The 15,734-nt window shown below is 66.3% G+C and carries 17 protein-coding genes and 1 riboswitch; of the genes, 10 read left to right on the top strand and 7 right to left on the bottom strand.

The window, feature by feature from the left end; translation table 11 throughout:
* The 4 genes from AC6CIE_RS15175 (at position 1) to serA (ending at position 4,477) form a co-directional block, all read left to right on the top strand.
* Complete coding sequence (locus tag AC6CIE_RS15175) at positions 1-1,722, top strand: copper resistance system multicopper oxidase (protein ID WP_498092709.1); 1,722 nt, start codon at positions 1-3, stop codon at positions 1,720-1,722.
* Positions 1,723-2,670 carry a copper resistance protein B gene (locus AC6CIE_RS15170; RefSeq protein WP_498092707.1) on the top strand — a complete coding sequence of 316 codons (948 nt, stop codon included), beginning with the start codon at positions 1,723-1,725 and terminating at the stop codon, positions 2,668-2,670. It begins immediately after the preceding gene.
* A gap of 41 nt (positions 2,671-2,711) precedes the next feature.
* Positions 2,712-3,170, top strand: coding sequence for a DUF411 domain-containing protein (locus tag AC6CIE_RS15165; RefSeq protein WP_498092705.1), 459 nt, complete (start codon positions 2,712-2,714; stop codon positions 3,168-3,170).
* A 107-nt stretch (positions 3,171-3,277) separates the two neighbouring features.
* On the top strand, positions 3,278-4,477 hold the full coding sequence (serA, locus tag AC6CIE_RS15160) for a phosphoglycerate dehydrogenase (protein WP_498092703.1): 1,200 nt from the start codon (positions 3,278-3,280) through the stop codon (positions 4,475-4,477).
* Positions 4,478-4,534: 57 nt separating this feature from the next.
* On the opposite strand, the gene AC6CIE_RS15155 is transcribed toward serA, so the two are convergent.
* Positions 4,535-5,410: a LysR family transcriptional regulator gene (locus AC6CIE_RS15155; RefSeq protein WP_343738849.1), complete on the bottom strand. Its 876-nt coding sequence runs from the start codon at positions 5,408-5,410 to the stop codon at positions 4,535-4,537.
* A 151-nt stretch (positions 5,411-5,561) separates the two neighbouring features.
* On the opposite strand from AC6CIE_RS15155, the gene AC6CIE_RS15150 reads away from it, so the two are divergent.
* Genes AC6CIE_RS15150 through AC6CIE_RS15135 form a run of 4 tightly spaced genes read left to right on the top strand, consistent with a single transcriptional unit; the run spans position 5,562 to position 8,522 of the window.
* A complete protein-coding gene (locus tag AC6CIE_RS15150) occupies positions 5,562-5,993 on the top strand; it encodes a VOC family protein (protein WP_105237171.1) in 432 nt (143 codons plus the stop codon).
* A 24-nt stretch (positions 5,994-6,017) separates the two neighbouring features.
* A complete protein-coding gene (gene pxpB / locus AC6CIE_RS15145; RefSeq protein WP_414631968.1) occupies positions 6,018-6,752 on the top strand; it encodes a 5-oxoprolinase subunit PxpB in 735 nt (244 codons plus the stop codon).
* On the top strand, positions 6,749-7,741 hold the full coding sequence (locus AC6CIE_RS15140) for a 5-oxoprolinase subunit C family protein (protein ID WP_498092701.1): 993 nt from the start codon (positions 6,749-6,751) through the stop codon (positions 7,739-7,741). Before pxpB ends, AC6CIE_RS15140 begins: the two co-directional genes overlap by 4 nt.
* A 13-nt stretch (positions 7,742-7,754) precedes the next feature.
* Positions 7,755-8,522: a LamB/YcsF family protein gene (locus tag AC6CIE_RS15135; RefSeq protein ID WP_498092699.1), complete on the top strand. Its 768-nt coding sequence runs from the start codon at positions 7,755-7,757 to the stop codon at positions 8,520-8,522.
* Between the two features lie 14 nt (positions 8,523-8,536).
* On the opposite strand, the gene AC6CIE_RS15130 is transcribed toward AC6CIE_RS15135, so the two are convergent.
* Positions 8,537-9,208, bottom strand: a complete 672-nt coding sequence (locus tag AC6CIE_RS15130; protein ID WP_498092697.1) for a GntR family transcriptional regulator — start codon at positions 9,206-9,208, stop codon at positions 8,537-8,539.
* A gap of 159 nt (positions 9,209-9,367) precedes the next feature.
* Complete coding sequence (locus AC6CIE_RS15125; RefSeq protein ID WP_056564767.1) at positions 9,368-10,006, bottom strand: trimeric intracellular cation channel family protein; 639 nt, start codon at positions 10,004-10,006, stop codon at positions 9,368-9,370.
* 224 nt (positions 10,007-10,230) lie between these two features.
* Here AC6CIE_RS15125 and AC6CIE_RS15120 point away from each other — a divergent pair, with 224 nt between their 5' ends.
* Entirely contained in the window at positions 10,231-11,094 is an 864-nt protein-coding gene (locus AC6CIE_RS15120; protein ID WP_105237166.1) for a universal stress protein, read from the top strand.
* A 57-nt stretch (positions 11,095-11,151) separates the two neighbouring features.
* Here the strand turns inward: AC6CIE_RS15120 and AC6CIE_RS15115 are convergent, their stop codons facing one another.
* The 4 genes from AC6CIE_RS15115 to AC6CIE_RS15100 all read right to left on the bottom strand — a co-directional run bounded on the left by AC6CIE_RS15115 (position 11,152) and on the right by AC6CIE_RS15100 (position 15,244).
* Positions 11,152-12,432 (bottom strand): muropeptide transporter, encoded by a 1,281-nt coding sequence (locus AC6CIE_RS15115; RefSeq protein WP_414631322.1) that lies wholly within the window; start codon positions 12,430-12,432, stop codon positions 11,152-11,154.
* Positions 12,433-12,520: 88 nt separating this feature from the next.
* A complete protein-coding gene (gene metW, locus AC6CIE_RS15110) occupies positions 12,521-13,135 on the bottom strand; it encodes a methionine biosynthesis protein MetW (RefSeq protein ID WP_175125146.1) in 615 nt (204 codons plus the stop codon).
* Positions 13,132-14,391: a homoserine O-succinyltransferase MetX gene (gene metX, locus AC6CIE_RS15105; protein ID WP_175139434.1), complete on the bottom strand. Its 1,260-nt coding sequence runs from the start codon at positions 14,389-14,391 to the stop codon at positions 13,132-13,134. Before metX ends, metW begins: the two co-directional genes overlap by 4 nt.
* Positions 14,381-14,462: riboswitch (SAM riboswitch) on the bottom strand. (Overlaps the previous gene by 11 nt.)
* Before the next feature lie 26 nt (positions 14,463-14,488).
* Positions 14,489-15,244 (bottom strand): GntR family transcriptional regulator, encoded by a 756-nt coding sequence (locus AC6CIE_RS15100; protein WP_498092695.1) that lies wholly within the window; start codon positions 15,242-15,244, stop codon positions 14,489-14,491.
* A 182-nt stretch (positions 15,245-15,426) separates the two neighbouring features.
* Here AC6CIE_RS15100 and AC6CIE_RS15095 point away from each other — a divergent pair, with 182 nt between their 5' ends.
* Positions 15,427-15,708 carry a UxaA family hydrolase gene (locus AC6CIE_RS15095; RefSeq protein ID WP_056327564.1) on the top strand — a complete coding sequence of 94 codons (282 nt, stop codon included), beginning with the start codon at positions 15,427-15,429 and terminating at the stop codon, positions 15,706-15,708.
* The last annotated feature ends 26 nt before the right edge of the window (positions 15,709-15,734 follow it).

Raw genomic sequence — 15,734 nt, 5'->3', positions numbered from 1 at the left:
ATGACGGCGCCCTCATTCACGACCCGCCGCCGCTTCGTGCAGGGCCTGGCCACGGGCGGCGCACTGGCCGCGCTGGGCGGCTGGCGCCATGCGCTGGCCCGGCCCGCCACCGTGCCAACGGCCGAACTGCGCGGCACTGAATTCCATCTGCAGATCGGCGAGACGCCGGTGAACTTCACGGGGGCCGCGCGCGTGGCCACCACGGTCAACGGCAGCCTCCCCGCGCCACTGCTGCGCTGGCGCGAGGGCGATACGGTCACGCTGCATGTCACCAACCGCCTGCGCGAGCAGACGTCGATCCACTGGCACGGCATCCTGTTGCCCAGCAACATGGACGGCGTGCCGGGCCTGAGCTTTGCCGGCATCGATCCCGGCCAGACCTTCACGTACCGGTTCGATGTTCGCCAGAGCGGGACCTACTGGTATCACAGCCACTCGGGTTTCCAGGAGCAGACGGGCCTGTACGGCGCCATCGTCATCGAGCCGCGGCGCCGCGATCCCATCGCATCCGATCGCGACTACACGGTGCTGTTGTCGGACTGGACAGACGAAGACCCGATGCACGTGTTCACCAAGCTGAAGGTGATGCCCGACTACTACAACCGCATCCAACCCAGCGTGCAGGGCTTGTCGCAAGATGCCCGCGACCGCGGCTGGCATGCGGCGCTGGGCGAGCGCCTGATGTGGGAACGCATGCGCATGAACCCGACGGACCTGGCGGACGTGTCGGGCGCGACCTACACCTACCTCACCAATGGCGCCACGCCGGCCGCCAATTGGACCGGGCTTTTCACGCCAGGCGAGCGAGTGCGGCTGCGATTCATCAACGGCTCGGCGATGACGTACTTCGACGTTCGAATCCCGGGCCTGAAGATGACCGTCGTGGCCGCCGACGGACTGGACGTGCGGCCCGTGGACGTCGAGGAATTCCGCATCGGCGTCGCGGAAACCTATGACGTCATCGTCGAACCTCTGGAAGACCGCGCCTACACGATCTTTTCGCAGGCGATGGACCGCTCCGGCTACGCGCGGGCCACGCTTGCGCCCCGTCCGGGCATAGAGGGCGACGTGCCCGAGATGGATCGCGTGCAGGTGCTGGGCATGATGGACATGGGCATGGCGCATGACATGGGCGGATCGCAGGCCATGCAGGCCGGGCACGGCGATCATGGCGCCGGCGCGGACCAGGGCGGCATGGTCGAGGTCAGGCACCCCTACCCCGCCGAGCGCGGCGTGGGCAATTCCATGCTGCCTGACGTGGTGTCGACCCGCCTGGACGATCCCGGCCCCGGACTGCGCGACAACGGCCGCCGCGTGTTGACCTATGCGGACTTGCGGTCGGTGCGGGAGCCCGACGACAACCGCGCGCCCTCGCGCGAGATCGAGCTGCACCTGACGGGCAACATGGAGCGCTACATGTGGTCGTTCAACGGCGTGAAGTTCTCGGACGCGCGGCCCATCGTGCTGCGCCACGGCGAGCGCGTGCGCTTCGTGCTGGTCAACGACACGATGATGACGCATCCCATCCACCTGCACGGCCTGTGGAGCGACCTGGAGTCCCCAGATGGCGCATTCCAGGTCCGCAAGCACACGATCTCGCTGAACCCGGCGCAGCGCATCAGCTATCGCGTCAGCGCCGACACGCGTGGAAACTGGGCCTACCACTGCCATCTGCTGTATCACATGGAGGCCGGCATGTTCAGGGCGGTCGTGGTGGAGTAAATGATGAAGCCGATCAGTTTCCAGAAACACGCGCCGGCCCTTTGCGCAATCGCCCTTGCGCTGGCGCCCCCCCTGGCCGCGGCTCAAGCGGCGCAAATGGATCATGCCGGCATGACCGGGATGGACCACGGCTCGATGGACCACGGCCAGGCGCGGTCACCGGACAGCCCGGAAAGCCACCAGGGTATGGACCATGCAGATACGAACCATGACGCGCCCGCCGCAGACGCCCCGCCCGTCGGCAGCCTGCCCGCAAGTGATGGCGAAGGCCCGCGCGGCTACGACAGCTACGGCATCCATCCGCACATGATGGACAACGCGCCCACGTGGCAGGTGCTGTTCGACAAATTCGGCGGATCGCGCAATCGCGATGGGCGGAACGCGCTCGAATGGGATGGCCGCTTCTGGTTCGGCACCGCCACCGACCGCCTGCTCGTCAAGAGCGAGGGCGAGCGCGAAAGCGGCGGCGGGTCGGACGGCAAGGTCGAGGCCTTCTGGAGCCACGCCATCTCGCCATTCTGGGATCTGCAACTGGGTGCGCGCCGGGACATCGGCGCAGGCCCCAAGCGCAACTGGGCCGCGGTCGGCGTCGAAGGCTTGCTGCCCTACAACATCGAACTGACGGCCACTGCCTATGCAGGCCCGTCAGGCCGCAGCGGCCTGGCGCTGAAGGCTGAGTACGATCTGCTGCTGACCCAGCGCCTGATATTCACGCCCGAACTGCAAGCCAGCGTCTACGGCAAGAACGACCCGCAACGCGGCATCGGTTCCGGTCTGTCGCAGGGATCCCTGTCCCTGCGCCTGCGTTACGAGGTGACGCGCGAATTCGCTCCCTACGTTGGCGTATCCTTTGAACGGAAGTTCGGCCAGACGGCAAGCTATGCCTCGGACGCCGGCGAGAGCCGGTCGCAGGCAGCCGTCATCGCGGGCGTGCGGTTCTGGTTCTGACCGGCCCGCGCCAGAACATCCCCTTTATCCCCCGGAGCATCATGAACGTTTCCCGTCTTACGCGCCGCCTCGTCCTTGCCGCGGCCCTCAGCATCCCCGCGATTGCCGCCGCGCAGGTGCCCGTCAAAGTCGAAGTCTGGAAAACGCCCACCTGCGGCTGCTGTGAAGACTGGGTCAAACACATGCGCGACAACGGCTTTGAGGTCGTCACGCACGACGTCGACGACACCGGCCCCATCCGCCGCAACGCGGGCATGGCCAACTACGGTTCCTGCCACACCGCGATGGTGGATGGCTACGCGATCGAAGGCCACGTGCCGGCCAGCGACGTGCGCCGGCTGCTGCTCGAAAAGCCGGACGCGGCGGGTATTTCGGCCCCCGGCATGCCGCTGGGGTCCCCGGGCATGGACGGTCCGGAATATGGCGGGCGCAAGACGCCGCACGACGTGGTGCTGGTCGACAAGCGCGGCGGCGCCAAGGTTTTCCAGGCTTACCGCTGAGCCGCGCCTGAAACAATTCACCCACACCGTCTCAATGGCTACTCCTTGCACTGCAGCAAAAATGGTCCACAATAAATAATTGCGTTTCTCACCAACCCTTGGCAGTCATGGCACAAATCGTCCTGTTCGAGAACATCCACCCGAGCGCCCGCGCCGTCTTCGAGGCCGCCGGCTACACCGATATCGTCACGCATGCCGCGGCCCTGCCGCCGGCGCAATTGCACGACGCCCTGCGCGGCGTGCAAGTGGCGGGGATCCGTTCTCGCACGCACCTGGACGCCGCCCTGCTGTCCGGCAACCCCGATCTGCGCGTCGTCGGGTGCTTCTGCATCGGCACGAACCAGGTCGATCTGGACACCGCCATGCAGCGCGGCATCCCGGTCTTCAATGCGCCGTTCTCCAACACGCGTTCGGTCGCCGAACTGGTGCTGGGCGAGGCCATCCTGCTGCTGCGCCGGATTCCCGAAAAGAACGCCCGGGTCCATCAGGGCCATTGGGACAAAAGCGCCGCGGGCGCGTTTGAGACGCGCGGCAAGACGCTGGGCATCGTCGGCTACGGCAACATCGGCTCGCAGATCAGCACCCTGGCCGAAAGCCTGGGCATGCGCGTCATCTATCACGACGTCGAGGCCAAGCTGCCGCTGGGCAACGCCCGCCCCGCCGGCACGCTGAACGAACTGCTGGAACAGGCCGATGTCGTGACGCTGCACGTCCCCGGCGGCAAGTCCACCGAAAACATCATGAACGCCGAGACCATCGGCCGCATGCGCCGCGGCGCCATCCTGATCAACGCCTCGCGCGGCGCGGTCGTCGACATCGACGCGCTGCACGCGGCGCTGAAATCCGGCCACCTGGCCGGGGCCGCGCTGGACGTGTTCCCCACCGAGCCCAAGAGCGCCGACGAACCGCTGGCCAGCCCGCTGATCGGCATGCCCAACGTCATCCTCACCCCGCACATCGGCGGCAGCACGCAGGAATCCCAAGAGAACATCGGCCGCGAAGTCGCCGAAAAGCTCGTGCGCTTCCTGCAGGCCGGCACCACCAAGGGCGCGGTCAACTTCCCCGAGTTGCCGTTCCTGGAACAGGCCGGCGGCACGCGCATCCTGCACGTGCACCGCAACGCGCCTGGGGCGCTGGGCGCGCTGGACAACCTGATGGCACAACACGGCCTGAACATCGTCAGCCAGACCCTGCAGACGCGCGGCCAGATCGGCTACGTGATCACCGACGTGGAGGGCCAGGTCGACGACATCGTCATGACCGCCTTGCGCGATCACCCGATCACGGTCCGCTGCGACCGGCTGTAAAAGCAAAAGCCCCTTCGGGGGCTTTTTTGTTGAGCGACCGGCTGGCGTGGAATGGCGTCAAACCCCTGCCGAATCACCCGCCGCCCGATGCAGGCATTGCGCGATCTTTTCGCGGACGCTGCCCGGGTCGAACGGCAGGCGGCCGATGATGCCTATTTCGCGGTGAAACGCGTGTTCGTCCAGGGGCAGCAGCCGCAGCCCCGTCATGTCCAGACGCCGCAGCCGGGGCAGCAGCGCCACGCCCAGCCCGTGACGGACCATCCCCGCGATGGCCTCGATCTCGTCGAGCTCCACGGCCTCATGCACGGTGATCCGGTGCTTCTTCAGGAATACATCCACCACCCGCCCGCCGAACGAAGCGCGGTCGTAGCGGATGAAGGGCTGGGTCGCCAGCAATTCCCGCCAAGGCGCGACCGGCATGGATTCCGGTATGGCCAGCATCACCGGCTCGCTCATCAACGGCTGCCATCCCAGTTCGGGCGGCAAGGCGAACGGCGGGCGGATCAGCACGGCCAGGTCCACTTCGCCCGCGTCCACCTGACCCAGCAGCGACAGCGACACACCGGGCACGATGCGCACGCGCACATCGGGATAGACCGCGCGGAATTCGCCCACCGCGTGGACCAGCAGATCCTGCTGCACGGACGCAATCGCGCCGATGCGCAGCAGTCCGCTGACATGGGCGCCGCCGGCAGAGGCCGCCATGCGATCGGCCATGGCGACCAGCTCTTCGGCCTGGGGCAGCATCTCGCGGCCCTGCGCGTTCAGCAGGGCCGCGCGCGGACTGCGGTCAAAGAGCGCGACGCCCAGATACTCTTCCAGGCGCCGGATCTGGGCGCTGACGGCGGACTGCGTGAGTCCCAGTTGCGCCCCCGCCCCGGTGAAGGTGCCGTCCCGCGCCACGGCAATGAAGGTCTTGAATTCTTTGAGCACAATCAATTTTTTCGATGCTAAGACTCGAAAAATATCGTTTTGCTGTAAAAAAAACAATACTTAAACTACGTCCTGGTGCTAAAGCCGACGCGACTGCGGCGGCCGCCGGCCCCGAACGCTCATCTTTCCTTTGCCTGACCCGGAGCCTTGCATGTCCGCTCAAACCAACCTGCCGCCGTTCCACCTGGCCTTCCCCGTGCGGGACCTGGCCGAAGCCCGCGCCTTCTACGGCGAAAAGCTGGGCTGTCCGGAGGGGCGCAGCTCCTCCGAATGGATCGACTTCAATTTCTACGGCCACCAGATCGTGGCTCACCTGGCGCCCAGCGAGTGTGGCCACAAAGCCACCAGCGCGGTCGATTCGCACAATGTGCCCGTGCGCCATTTCGGCGCCGTGCTTTCCATGGAACAATGGGAAGCCATGGCCAAGCGCCTGACCGACGCCAAGACCGAGTTCGTGATCGAACCCTACATCCGCTTCAAGGGCGAGGTCGGCGAACAGGCCACCATGTTCTTCCTGGATCCGTCGGGCAACGCGCTGGAATTCAAGGCGTTCAAGAACATGGATTCGTTGTTCGCCAAGTAACCCGTCACTACAGGTTTCGTGCCGTTGAACGTAAATTCAGACCCGCTTTCTCCGGCCGAAACCCGCTGGCGCATCCTGCCCCAGGGTGACCGCTGCCTGATCATTTCCTTCGGCGAACACATCGACGCCGCCATCGGCCGCACGTGCCTGGCGGCGGCCCGCATGCTGCGCGACGCACGGCTGCCGGGCGTCACCGATGTGGTGCCCTCCTTCGTCGCCGTGGCCGTGCATTACCGGCCCGGCGGACAGGGCGAAGGCCCCACCTACGCCTCACTCTCCGAACACATCCAGGCTTTGCTGGCCGGCGGCATTCCGACCGGCGATGCGGGCGGACGCGAGGTCGACATCCCCGTCTGCTATGGCGGTGAACACGGTCCCGACCTGGCCGAGGTCGCCCGCGCGGCGCGCATTTCGCCCGACGCCGTCATCCAGTTGCACAGCGAACCGCGCAGCATGGTGTTCATGCTTGGATTTGCCCCCGGACATGCCTATCTGGGCGTGCACGACGAAAAACTGAACATTCCCCGCCGCCCCTCGCCGCGTACCGCCGTACCGCCGGGCGCCGTGGCCATCGCCAACCGCCAGACCGTGATCTACCCAAACCGGTTGCCGGGCGGCTGGAACATCATCGGCGCCACGCCGCTCGTCATGTTCGACCCGGCGCGCGAACCCGCCGCCCTGCTGCAGCCCGGTGACACCGTGCGCTTCGTGCCGATCGCGCCCGACGAATTCGACCGCATCCGGGGGAACCGGCCATGAGCGTGACGGTGATCAAGCCGGGCATGCTGTCCAGTTTCCAGGACCGCGGGCGCGACGGCTATCAGCATCAGGGCATTCCGGCGGCGGGCGCCATGGACGAGCGCGCCCACCGGCTTGCCAATGCCTTGGCGGGCAACGAAGGCGACCCGGCCACGCTGGAAATCACGCTGACCGGCCCTACGCTGCGTTTCGACGTGCCGGCCTGTTTCGCGCTGGCGGGCGCCGACCTGGGCGCCACGCTGAATGGCCAGGACATTCCCCTGCTGCGTCCGCTGATCGCGCGCGCTGGCGACGTGCTGGCCTTTGGCGCGAGGCCCGCCGTCGGCGTGCGCGCCTATCTGGCCGTGCATGGCGGGTTTGCGCTGACGCCCGTCATGGGCAGCGAAACCACGTACCTGCGCAGCGGGTTCGGAGGCTTTGAAGGACGAGCGCTAGCCAAGGGCGACGTCGTCCCCCTGCGCCGGCCGCTGCCGCCGGACCGCGATGCCGCCGCCTTGCAGAAGGCGCTGTGGGACGTGCGCGTCTATCTGCCCGCGACGCTGGGCAACAAGCAGCGCGAATTCATCCGCTTTTTGCCCGGCGTGCACTGGCCGGAGTTCTCGCAAAGCAGCCGCCGCGCGTTTGCGGAGTCGGATTTCCGCATCAGTCCGCAGTCGGACCGCATGGGTTACCGACTGGTCGGCCGCCCGCTCGCCATGAACCAGCCGCGGCAGATGCTGTCCGAAGCGGCCTGTTTCGGCACCGTGCAGGTGCCTTCGGGCGGCGAGGCCATCATCCTCATGGCCGACCGGCAGACCACCGGCGGCTATCCCAAGATTGCGCAGATCGCCACCGTGGATCTGCCCGCCCTGGCGCAGTCCGCGCCCGGCCAGACGCTGCGTTTCCAGCGGATCGAGCTGGAAGAAGCGCAGCGCCTGGACGGCGAGCGCGAGCGCGCGTTTGCCCAACTGCACGCCGCGCTTGAACCGCTGCGCGCGCTGCTGGCCTAGAAAGGAATTCGTTATGACCACCCGCATCGACCTCAATTGCGACATGGGCGAAAGCTATGGCGCCTGGACCATGGGCAACGACGCGGCAGTGCTGCAGTTCGTCAGCTCCGCCAACATTGCCTGTGGCTTTCACGGCGGCGACCCGGCCACCATGCGCAAGACCGTGGCCGCGGCATTGGCGCGAGGGGTGGCGCTGGGCGCCCACCCCAGCCTGCAGGACCTGGCGGGATTTGGCCGCCGCGTCATCCAGATCAGTCCGGACGAGGCCTATGACATCGTCGTGTACCAGATCGGCGCACTGGCCGGCGTGGCGGCCTCGCAGGGCGCGCGGCTGCATCACGTGAAGGCGCACGGCGCCCTCTACAACATGGCAGCCAAGGACGAACCGCTGGCAAAAGCCATCTGCCAGGCGGTCAAGGACGTGGACGCCTCGCTGATCCTGTACGGGCTGGCGGGCAGCAAACTGATCGATGCGGCGCGCGCCGTTGGGCTGTCGGCCGCCAATGAAGTCTTCGCGGACCGCTCCTACCAGAACGACGGTTCTCTTACCCCGCGCACGCGCGCAGGCGCCATGATCGAAGACGTGGATGTGGCCGTCGCGCAGGTGGTGCGGATGGTGCGGGAAGGGTTGGTGCGGTCGGTGGACGGCAAGGATGTGCCGGTGCAGGCCGACACGCTTTGCATCCATGGCGACCAGCCCAACGCGCTGGTCTTTGCCAATGGCATCCGCAGCGCGCTGGAGCAGGCGGGCATCGAGGTGCGCACGCCGCCCCGCGGCTAAGGCGGGCGCAATAGCTAGGCGTCCTCGAGCGATGCCTCGCGGTACGCCCGCACGATGTCGGGCAGCACCTGCACCACGTACTTGCGCGTCAACGCCGCGGCGTGGTCGAAATCCCGGACGCGCAGGGCCTGGATGACGCCTTCCGTATAGATCGGAATCCTGTTGGCCTCCAGTGACCTGCTGGCCAGCATGTGGCGCAACGGCTCGATCTGTTCGTACACCTTGCCGAGCATGCTGGTCAGCGGCGCATTGCCGGTAAAGCGCGCGGCGGCCAGGTAAAAATCGCGCGAGGCGGCAATGAAGCCGCGCCCATCGAAGCGGCCCATCGCGGCGACGATCGCCTCATGCTGTGTGGTCAGTTCGGCCACCAGCGCGCTCAGATCGGGCATCTCGGCGACCTGCCGGATGCAATAGGCTTCCAGCTCCGCGCGCAGCATGTACAGATGGCGGATCTGGGTTTCGGTGTAGAGGGTGACCCGGAACCCCTTGCGCTGGATGTGCGTCACCAGCCCGCTCAGTTCCAACAGACGCAGCGCTTCCCGGATGGGGCTGCGGCTGGTGCCGAAGCGCTGTTCCAGTTCCTGTTCCCGTAACGGCTGCCCGGGCCGGATAGTGCCGTTCACTATCAACTCACGAATCTGTTCCTGTAGGAAATACGGAATCGTGGCGGGCGCTTTGACGTCCAATCGGCTCCCCTTTTACTGCGTATGCAAGCTATGAGACCCAGACAAGATACTAGAAATCTATTGAAACAGAAATAGAAATAATGTTTCACACAATAGACACGGCATCGCATGGCCGTCTGCGGGCAGGGCGGGAAGGATGAATTTGACCGCCTGGCGCGGTCAGTCCCAGTCGTCGCGGTAGACGAATTTGGGCATTTGCCAGTTGAAGCGCAGGGCCATGAGGCGCATGGTCAGCCCCGCGGCCAGCGCGATGGGCACCGACGCGTTGGCCGACAGGCCGAGCGACATCGAGCCCAGATACAGTGCGCCGGTCACCAGCGACACGCTGGCGTAGAGTTCCTTGCGGAACAGCAGCGGCACCTCGTTGCACAGCACGTCGCGCAGCACCCCGCCGGCGCACCCGGTGATCATGCCGCTGATCAGCACGACGGTGATCGGCAACTGCATCATCTGCGCCACCTGGCAGCCGATGACCGTGAACGCCACCAGACCCAGCGCGTCAGCCAGCAGGAACACGCTGCGCAAGCGGCGCATGACCGGCGCGATCAGCGCGGTCAGGATCGCTGCCCCGCCCGTCATCCACAGGTACTCGGGATGCACGACCCAGGTCAGCGGATAGTGCCCCAGCAGCACGTCGCGCAGCGATCCGCCGCCCAGCGCCGTCACGCACGCGATGATGCAGACGCCCATCCAGTCCATGTCGCGCCGCCCCGCCGACAGTGCGGCCGTCATGGCTTCGGCAACGATGGCGACCAGGTACAGCGTGTGCAGCAGGGCGGGCGACAGATCGGTAAACATACGTGGGGGGGGTAGCTTGGGCAGGCCCCATTGTATTGAGCCTTGCCGGCGGGCGCGCCATTGCCTGCGCGCGCATCATCCCGTACCCTCAAACCTGCGTTGACAACGATCAACTCCGGTCTCGTTTCGCGGCGAGACAATGGAGACGTGCCCGACCGGGCGCTACTGGGCCAGGCAGCGCGGACGCGGGAGCCGCCCCTCTGGCCGTAACCGGGAGATTAGGTATGACCCAGCAAATTGGCCCCATCCTTCTGGCCACCGACCTGAGTGCGCGCGGCGACAGAGCCCTCGACCGCGCCCTGCAGTTGACCAAGGAACTGAACACCAAGCTGATCATGCTGCATGTCATGGAATCCCATGCCACGCCGCTCACCACCCCCGTCTGGCGCCGCCTGTCGCCGGACCACAAGGCCCTCGTCGAACGCGAACTCGCCGAAGACGTCGCCGCCGCCAACGTGCCGGCGGAAGTCGTGGTCACCAAGGGCGACCCCGTCGCCAGCATCATGGAAACCGCCGACGCGTATGGCTGCTCGCTGATCGTGGCCGGCATCGCCCGCCAGGAAACGCTGGGCCGCCTGCTGCTCGGCACCACGGTCGAAAAGCTGGCCCGCCAGGCGCGTCAGCCCGTGCTGGTGGTCAAGAACCGCCCCCGCCGGCCCTACCGCGACGTACTGGTCGCCACCGACTTCTCGGACGGTTCGCGCCAGGCGCTGCGCGCCGCGCTGCAACTGGTGCCCAATGCGGACATCACCTTGTTCAACGCGTATGAAGTGCCGTTCCAGAGCGTGAGCAAGCCGGACGACGGCGTCGTCGACAACCTGTATCGAACCGCCGAACAGTGCGCCGAGCGTTTCATCGCCGAAACGCCCGAACTTCCCAAGGGCCGCCCGACCAAGGTCGTGCTCGAAGCCGGCCAGCCCGAAACCGTGCTGTCCGACTACTCGTTCAACCACCGCTCCGACTTGGTCGTCACCGGCACCCACGGCCGCACCGGCATCCTGCGCACCGCCATCGGCAGCGTGGCCGAGCGGCTGCTGGAATCCCTGCCCAGCGACGTGCTGATCGTCCGGCTGAGCGGCGAAGAATAGGTTTTCGGCCAGCAAAAAGGCGGCGCTTGTGCGCCGCCTTTTTTTGCGATCGGTCGGCTACGACTCGCCCTGCTTTTCCATGGTCTCGATCGTGCCGCGCAGCTTGCGCAGCAGCACGAGTCCCGGCAGGGCAATGGCCACCGTCAGCAGGAAGAACCCGGGCCATCCCAGGTATTCGACCAGCGGCGGCGTCAACGGGCCGGCCAGATAGGTGCGGCCCACGGCCGACAGCGCCGACAGCAGCGCAAATTGTGTGGCGGAGAACCGCTGGTGGCACAGCGCCATCAGCAGACCCACGAATGACGCCGTGCCCAGGCCGCCGCACAGGTTCTCGATGCCCACGCCGGTTGCCATCAGCCACAGGTTTTTCGGGCTGACCGCGATCAGCCAGTACGCCAGATTCGACACTGCCTGCAAGAGGCCGAACGCCATCAGCGACCGGTACAGCCCCCAGCGCGCCATCAGCGACCCGCCCGCCAGCGCGCCAATGATGGTGGCCGCCAGCCCCAGCACCTTGTTCACGGTGCCGACCTCTGTCGGCGTGAACCCCGCGCCGCGGATCAGAAACGTGGTGGACAGGGCCCCGGCGAACGCGTCGCCCAGTTTGTACAGCACGATCAGCAGCAGCACTTCCATCGCGCCACGGCGCATGAAGAATTCGCGGAGCGGCTCATTCACCGCCTCGCGCAGGGTGCGCGGCGGACGCGCGATGTGCTCGGGCTCGGGCGCCCACAGCGTGGCCAGTGCGCATAGCAGCATCAGCCCGCCCATCACCATATAGGTGTTGCCCCACCCTATCCACTGATCCGCCATGATCAGCGCCAGACCGCCGGACGCGATCATGGCAAGCCGGTATCCCATGACCCGGATGGCCGCGCCCGCGCCGCGCTCGTCCTTGCGCAGCACGTCCGTGCAATAGGCGTCGAAGGCGATGTCCTGCGTGGCGGACAGAAAGGCAACCAGCACGGCCAGCACGGCCAGCGCCATCAGCGTGGACGACGGCGAAAGCGTGCCCATCGCCATGATGGCCACCGCCAGCAGCAGCTGCGTCACGAGCATCCAGCCACGGCGCCGGCCCAGCACAGGCGGCGCAAACCGGTCGACGAACGGCGCCCAGAGGAATTTGATGGTGTAGGCCGTGCCTACCAGGGTGAGGAAACCGATTTCCTGCAGCGGCACGCCTTCGACGGTGGCCCAGGCCTGCAAGGTGCCGCTGGTCAGGGCCAGCGGCAGCCCGCTGGCAAAGCCCAGCACCAGCAAGGGGGCAACGCGCGGGCTGGTGTAGACGTTGGATACAGCGGTGATGACGGTCTCCTGAAACTTGGCCAGCGGCGTCACGGGCGCCGGCCGCGGGCTTGCGGCATTTTAGGGCCTGTTGCCCCGCGCCGTCAGGAGGATGCGTGTCGGAATGTCAGGGGGATGATTGTCAGGGCGAAGCAAAGCGGTACACGGCCAGCGTGCTGCGCCAGCTGGGGAACGCCTTCACTTCCTTGCCTTCGTTGAAGGTGGCGCGTTCCAGGATGCGCAGGCCCACTTCGCCCGCAAGCTGTTCGAAATCGCGCAACGTGCACAGATGGATGTTCGGCGTGTTGTACCACTGGTACGGCATCTGCCCCGTCACGGGCATGCGGCCGCGCAGGATGGCCCAGCCGTGCGGCCAGTAGCCGAAGTTGGGAAACGACACCACGCCGTAGCGCGCCACGCGGGCCATTTCGCGCAGGATGTGCTCCGTGCGGTGCATGGACTGCAGCGTCTGCGACAGCACGACGGTGTCGAACTGCTTGTCGTCAAAGAGCGCCAGGCCGTCTTCCAGGTTCTGCTGGATGACCTCGACGCCGCGACGCACGCAGGCGATCACGCAGGTGTCGTCGAGTTCGACGCCGGCTCCCTTGACCTGGCGATGGTCGCGCAGGTGCGCCAGCAGCGCGCCGTCGCCGCACCCCAGGTCCAGGACGCGGCTGCCCGGCTCGATCCAGCCGGCAATGCGCGCCAGGTCGGGCCGCAGCGCGCTGTGGGCATAGCGGGGAGTCACGGAAGTCATTCGGAGCATCCTTCAATCGGGGCGGCGGCTTGCAGGCCCAGCTCGCGCGCGATGCGTTCGTAGTAGCCGCGCACCACCGCGTGATAGCGCGCGTCTTCCAGCAGGAAGGCGTCGTGGCCGTGCGGCGCGTCGATCTCGGCGTACGTGACGGGACTGGCGTTTTTCAGCAGCGCCCGCACGATCTCGCGCGACCGCTCCGGCGGGAAGCGCCAGTCGGTCGAAAACGACACCAGCAGGAAGTTCGACTTGGCAGGCGCCAGGGCGCGCGCCAGATCGCCGCCCGTGGTGCGAGCCGGATCAAAGTAGTCCAGCGCGCGCGTGATCAGCAGGTAGGTGTTGGCGTCGAAATAGCGCGTGAACTTCTCGCCCTGGTAACGCAGATACGACTCGACCTCGAACTCGACGTCGTAGCCGTAGCGGTACGCACCGTTCTCGGCGGGTGCGCGTTGGGCGCGGCCGAATTTTTCGGCCATGTCGTCGTCGGACAGGTACGTGATGTGGCCGATCATGCGCGCGACCGACAGGCCGCGGCGCGGCACGGTGTCCTGCGCGTAGTAGTCGCCGCCGTGGAAATCCGGGTCGGTGATGATGGCGCGGCGGGCCACTTCGTTAAAGCCGATGTTCTGCGCGGACAGGCGCGGCGTGCTGGCGATGACGATGCAGTTGGCCACGCGTTCGGGCAAGGTGATCGACCAGCTGAGCGCTTGCATGCCGCCCAGCGATCCGCCCATCACCGCCGCAAAGCGCTCGATGCCGAAGTGGTCCGCCACCCGCGCCTGCGCCCGCACCCAGTCTTCCACCGTCAGCACCGGGAACGCGGCGCCCCAGGGCTTGCCGGTCTCGGGGTTGATGCTGGCCGGCCCGGTCGAGCCGAAGCACGAGCCCAGGTTGTTCACGCCGATCACGAAGAAGAGATTGGTGTCCACCGGCTTGCCGGGACCCACCATGTTGTCCCACCAGCCCAGGTCGTTGGGGTTGTCCGCGGCTTGCCCAGCCACGTGGTGCGAGGCATTGAGCGCGTGGCAGATCAGCACGGCGTTCGTGCGCTGCGCATTGAGCGTGCCGTAGGTTTCGACGGCCAGTTCGTAGGACGCGAGCGATTGGCCGCTCAGCAGGGGCAGCGGTTCGTCGAAACGAATGAACGTGGGAGAGACAAGGCCGACCGAACCGGGATCAACGGTATCGGAAGTCGTGACGGTTGCGGGGACGAACCCGCTGGCCGAATCACCGGCCAAATGTTGGGCAGGAGTGGTCATACGGACCTCTTTAGCTGGATTTATTGGAAGGCGCCCGCAAGCGGATCAGGCAAATCGGCGCCGAAAATTGGGTAGTGCGGCAGGAATTCTAGCACTGCTACGTGCCGGCTTCCCAGGGCTCCTGTCCCAGATACTCGTAGCGTTCGGTGTTCACGCGGGACACGCGCCATTCCACCGGCTGGCGGTTGTAGGAGAACGCGATGCGGCGGATCTCCAGCAGCGCACTGCCCTCGGCCACGCCCAGGCAGCGCGCCTGCGTGCGTTCGGCCAGGCAAGTCCGCAGCCGCTCGTCGGTGGCGATGACGTTGACGCCAAACAGGTCCTGGTACAGCGCGTACAGCGTGCTGGTGCGCTCGCGCAGATGCGCTTCAGTCAGCCCCGGAAAGCGGGATTCGGGCAGGCACACCTCGTCGGCCATGACCACGTCGCTGTTGAGCGACAGCACATTCAGGAACTCGAACACATGGGCGCCCGCGGGCAGTTCCAGCTTTTCGCGTGCGACCGCCGAGGCCTTCACGCGCCGGAAGCGCAACAGCTCGGTGGTCGGATAGGACTTGCTGCCGTCCTGCCCGACGATGCGGAAAAACTTGAAGAAGTGATGGTTGCGCGTGTGCACCGCGACGTAGGTGCCGCGCCCCTGATGGCGCACCAGGATGTTCTCGGCGGCCAGTTCGTCGATGGCCTTGCGCAAGGTGCCGATCGATACGCCGAACCGTTCAGCCAGATGCTTTTCCGGAGGAATCGCGTCGCCCTGCTTCCACTCGCCTTGCGCCAGCGCGGCAAGCACGGCCTGCTTGACCTGTTCGTACAAGGGACTGCCCAGGGGCACAGTCGGTGACAGGCTGGTGTTCATGGGTGCATCGCAAAAATCAGGGACCTCCAGTGTAGCGGCGCGTCCGTCATTCGCTCAAGTCATGTAAGTCATCTATATGATTTAGTTGACTTTGAAAAAAGCCGGGCCTAAGATTTCCTGGCCGTTGTGATCCGCGCCGCGTGCAGCACCCGGGCGGCGCCCCTGACTCAGAGAGGAAGACAATGATTCACGCCGTATTGCACGATGCGAAGGACACGGTGGCGGTCGCCGTGGTGGAAGGCCTGACCGCCGGAACGGAGCTGAACGCCTGGATCATGGATGAGGACAAGATCATCCATGTACGCGCGTCGCAGGACATTCCCATCGGACACAAGGTGGCAATGAAGGACATGGCCGTGGGCGACACCGTCTTCAAGTACGGCGTCGACATCGGCCGCGTGGTGGCGCCCATCAAGGCCGGCCAGCACGCCCACGTGCACAACATCAAGACCAAGCGCTGGTAAGCGCCCGTCCATCGCACAGGAACCCA

The organism is Achromobacter sp. GQ309 (genome assembly GCF_059759315.1).
Note: the sequence above shows the minus strand (reverse complement) of the source record. Positions and strands in the feature narration are given on the sequence as shown.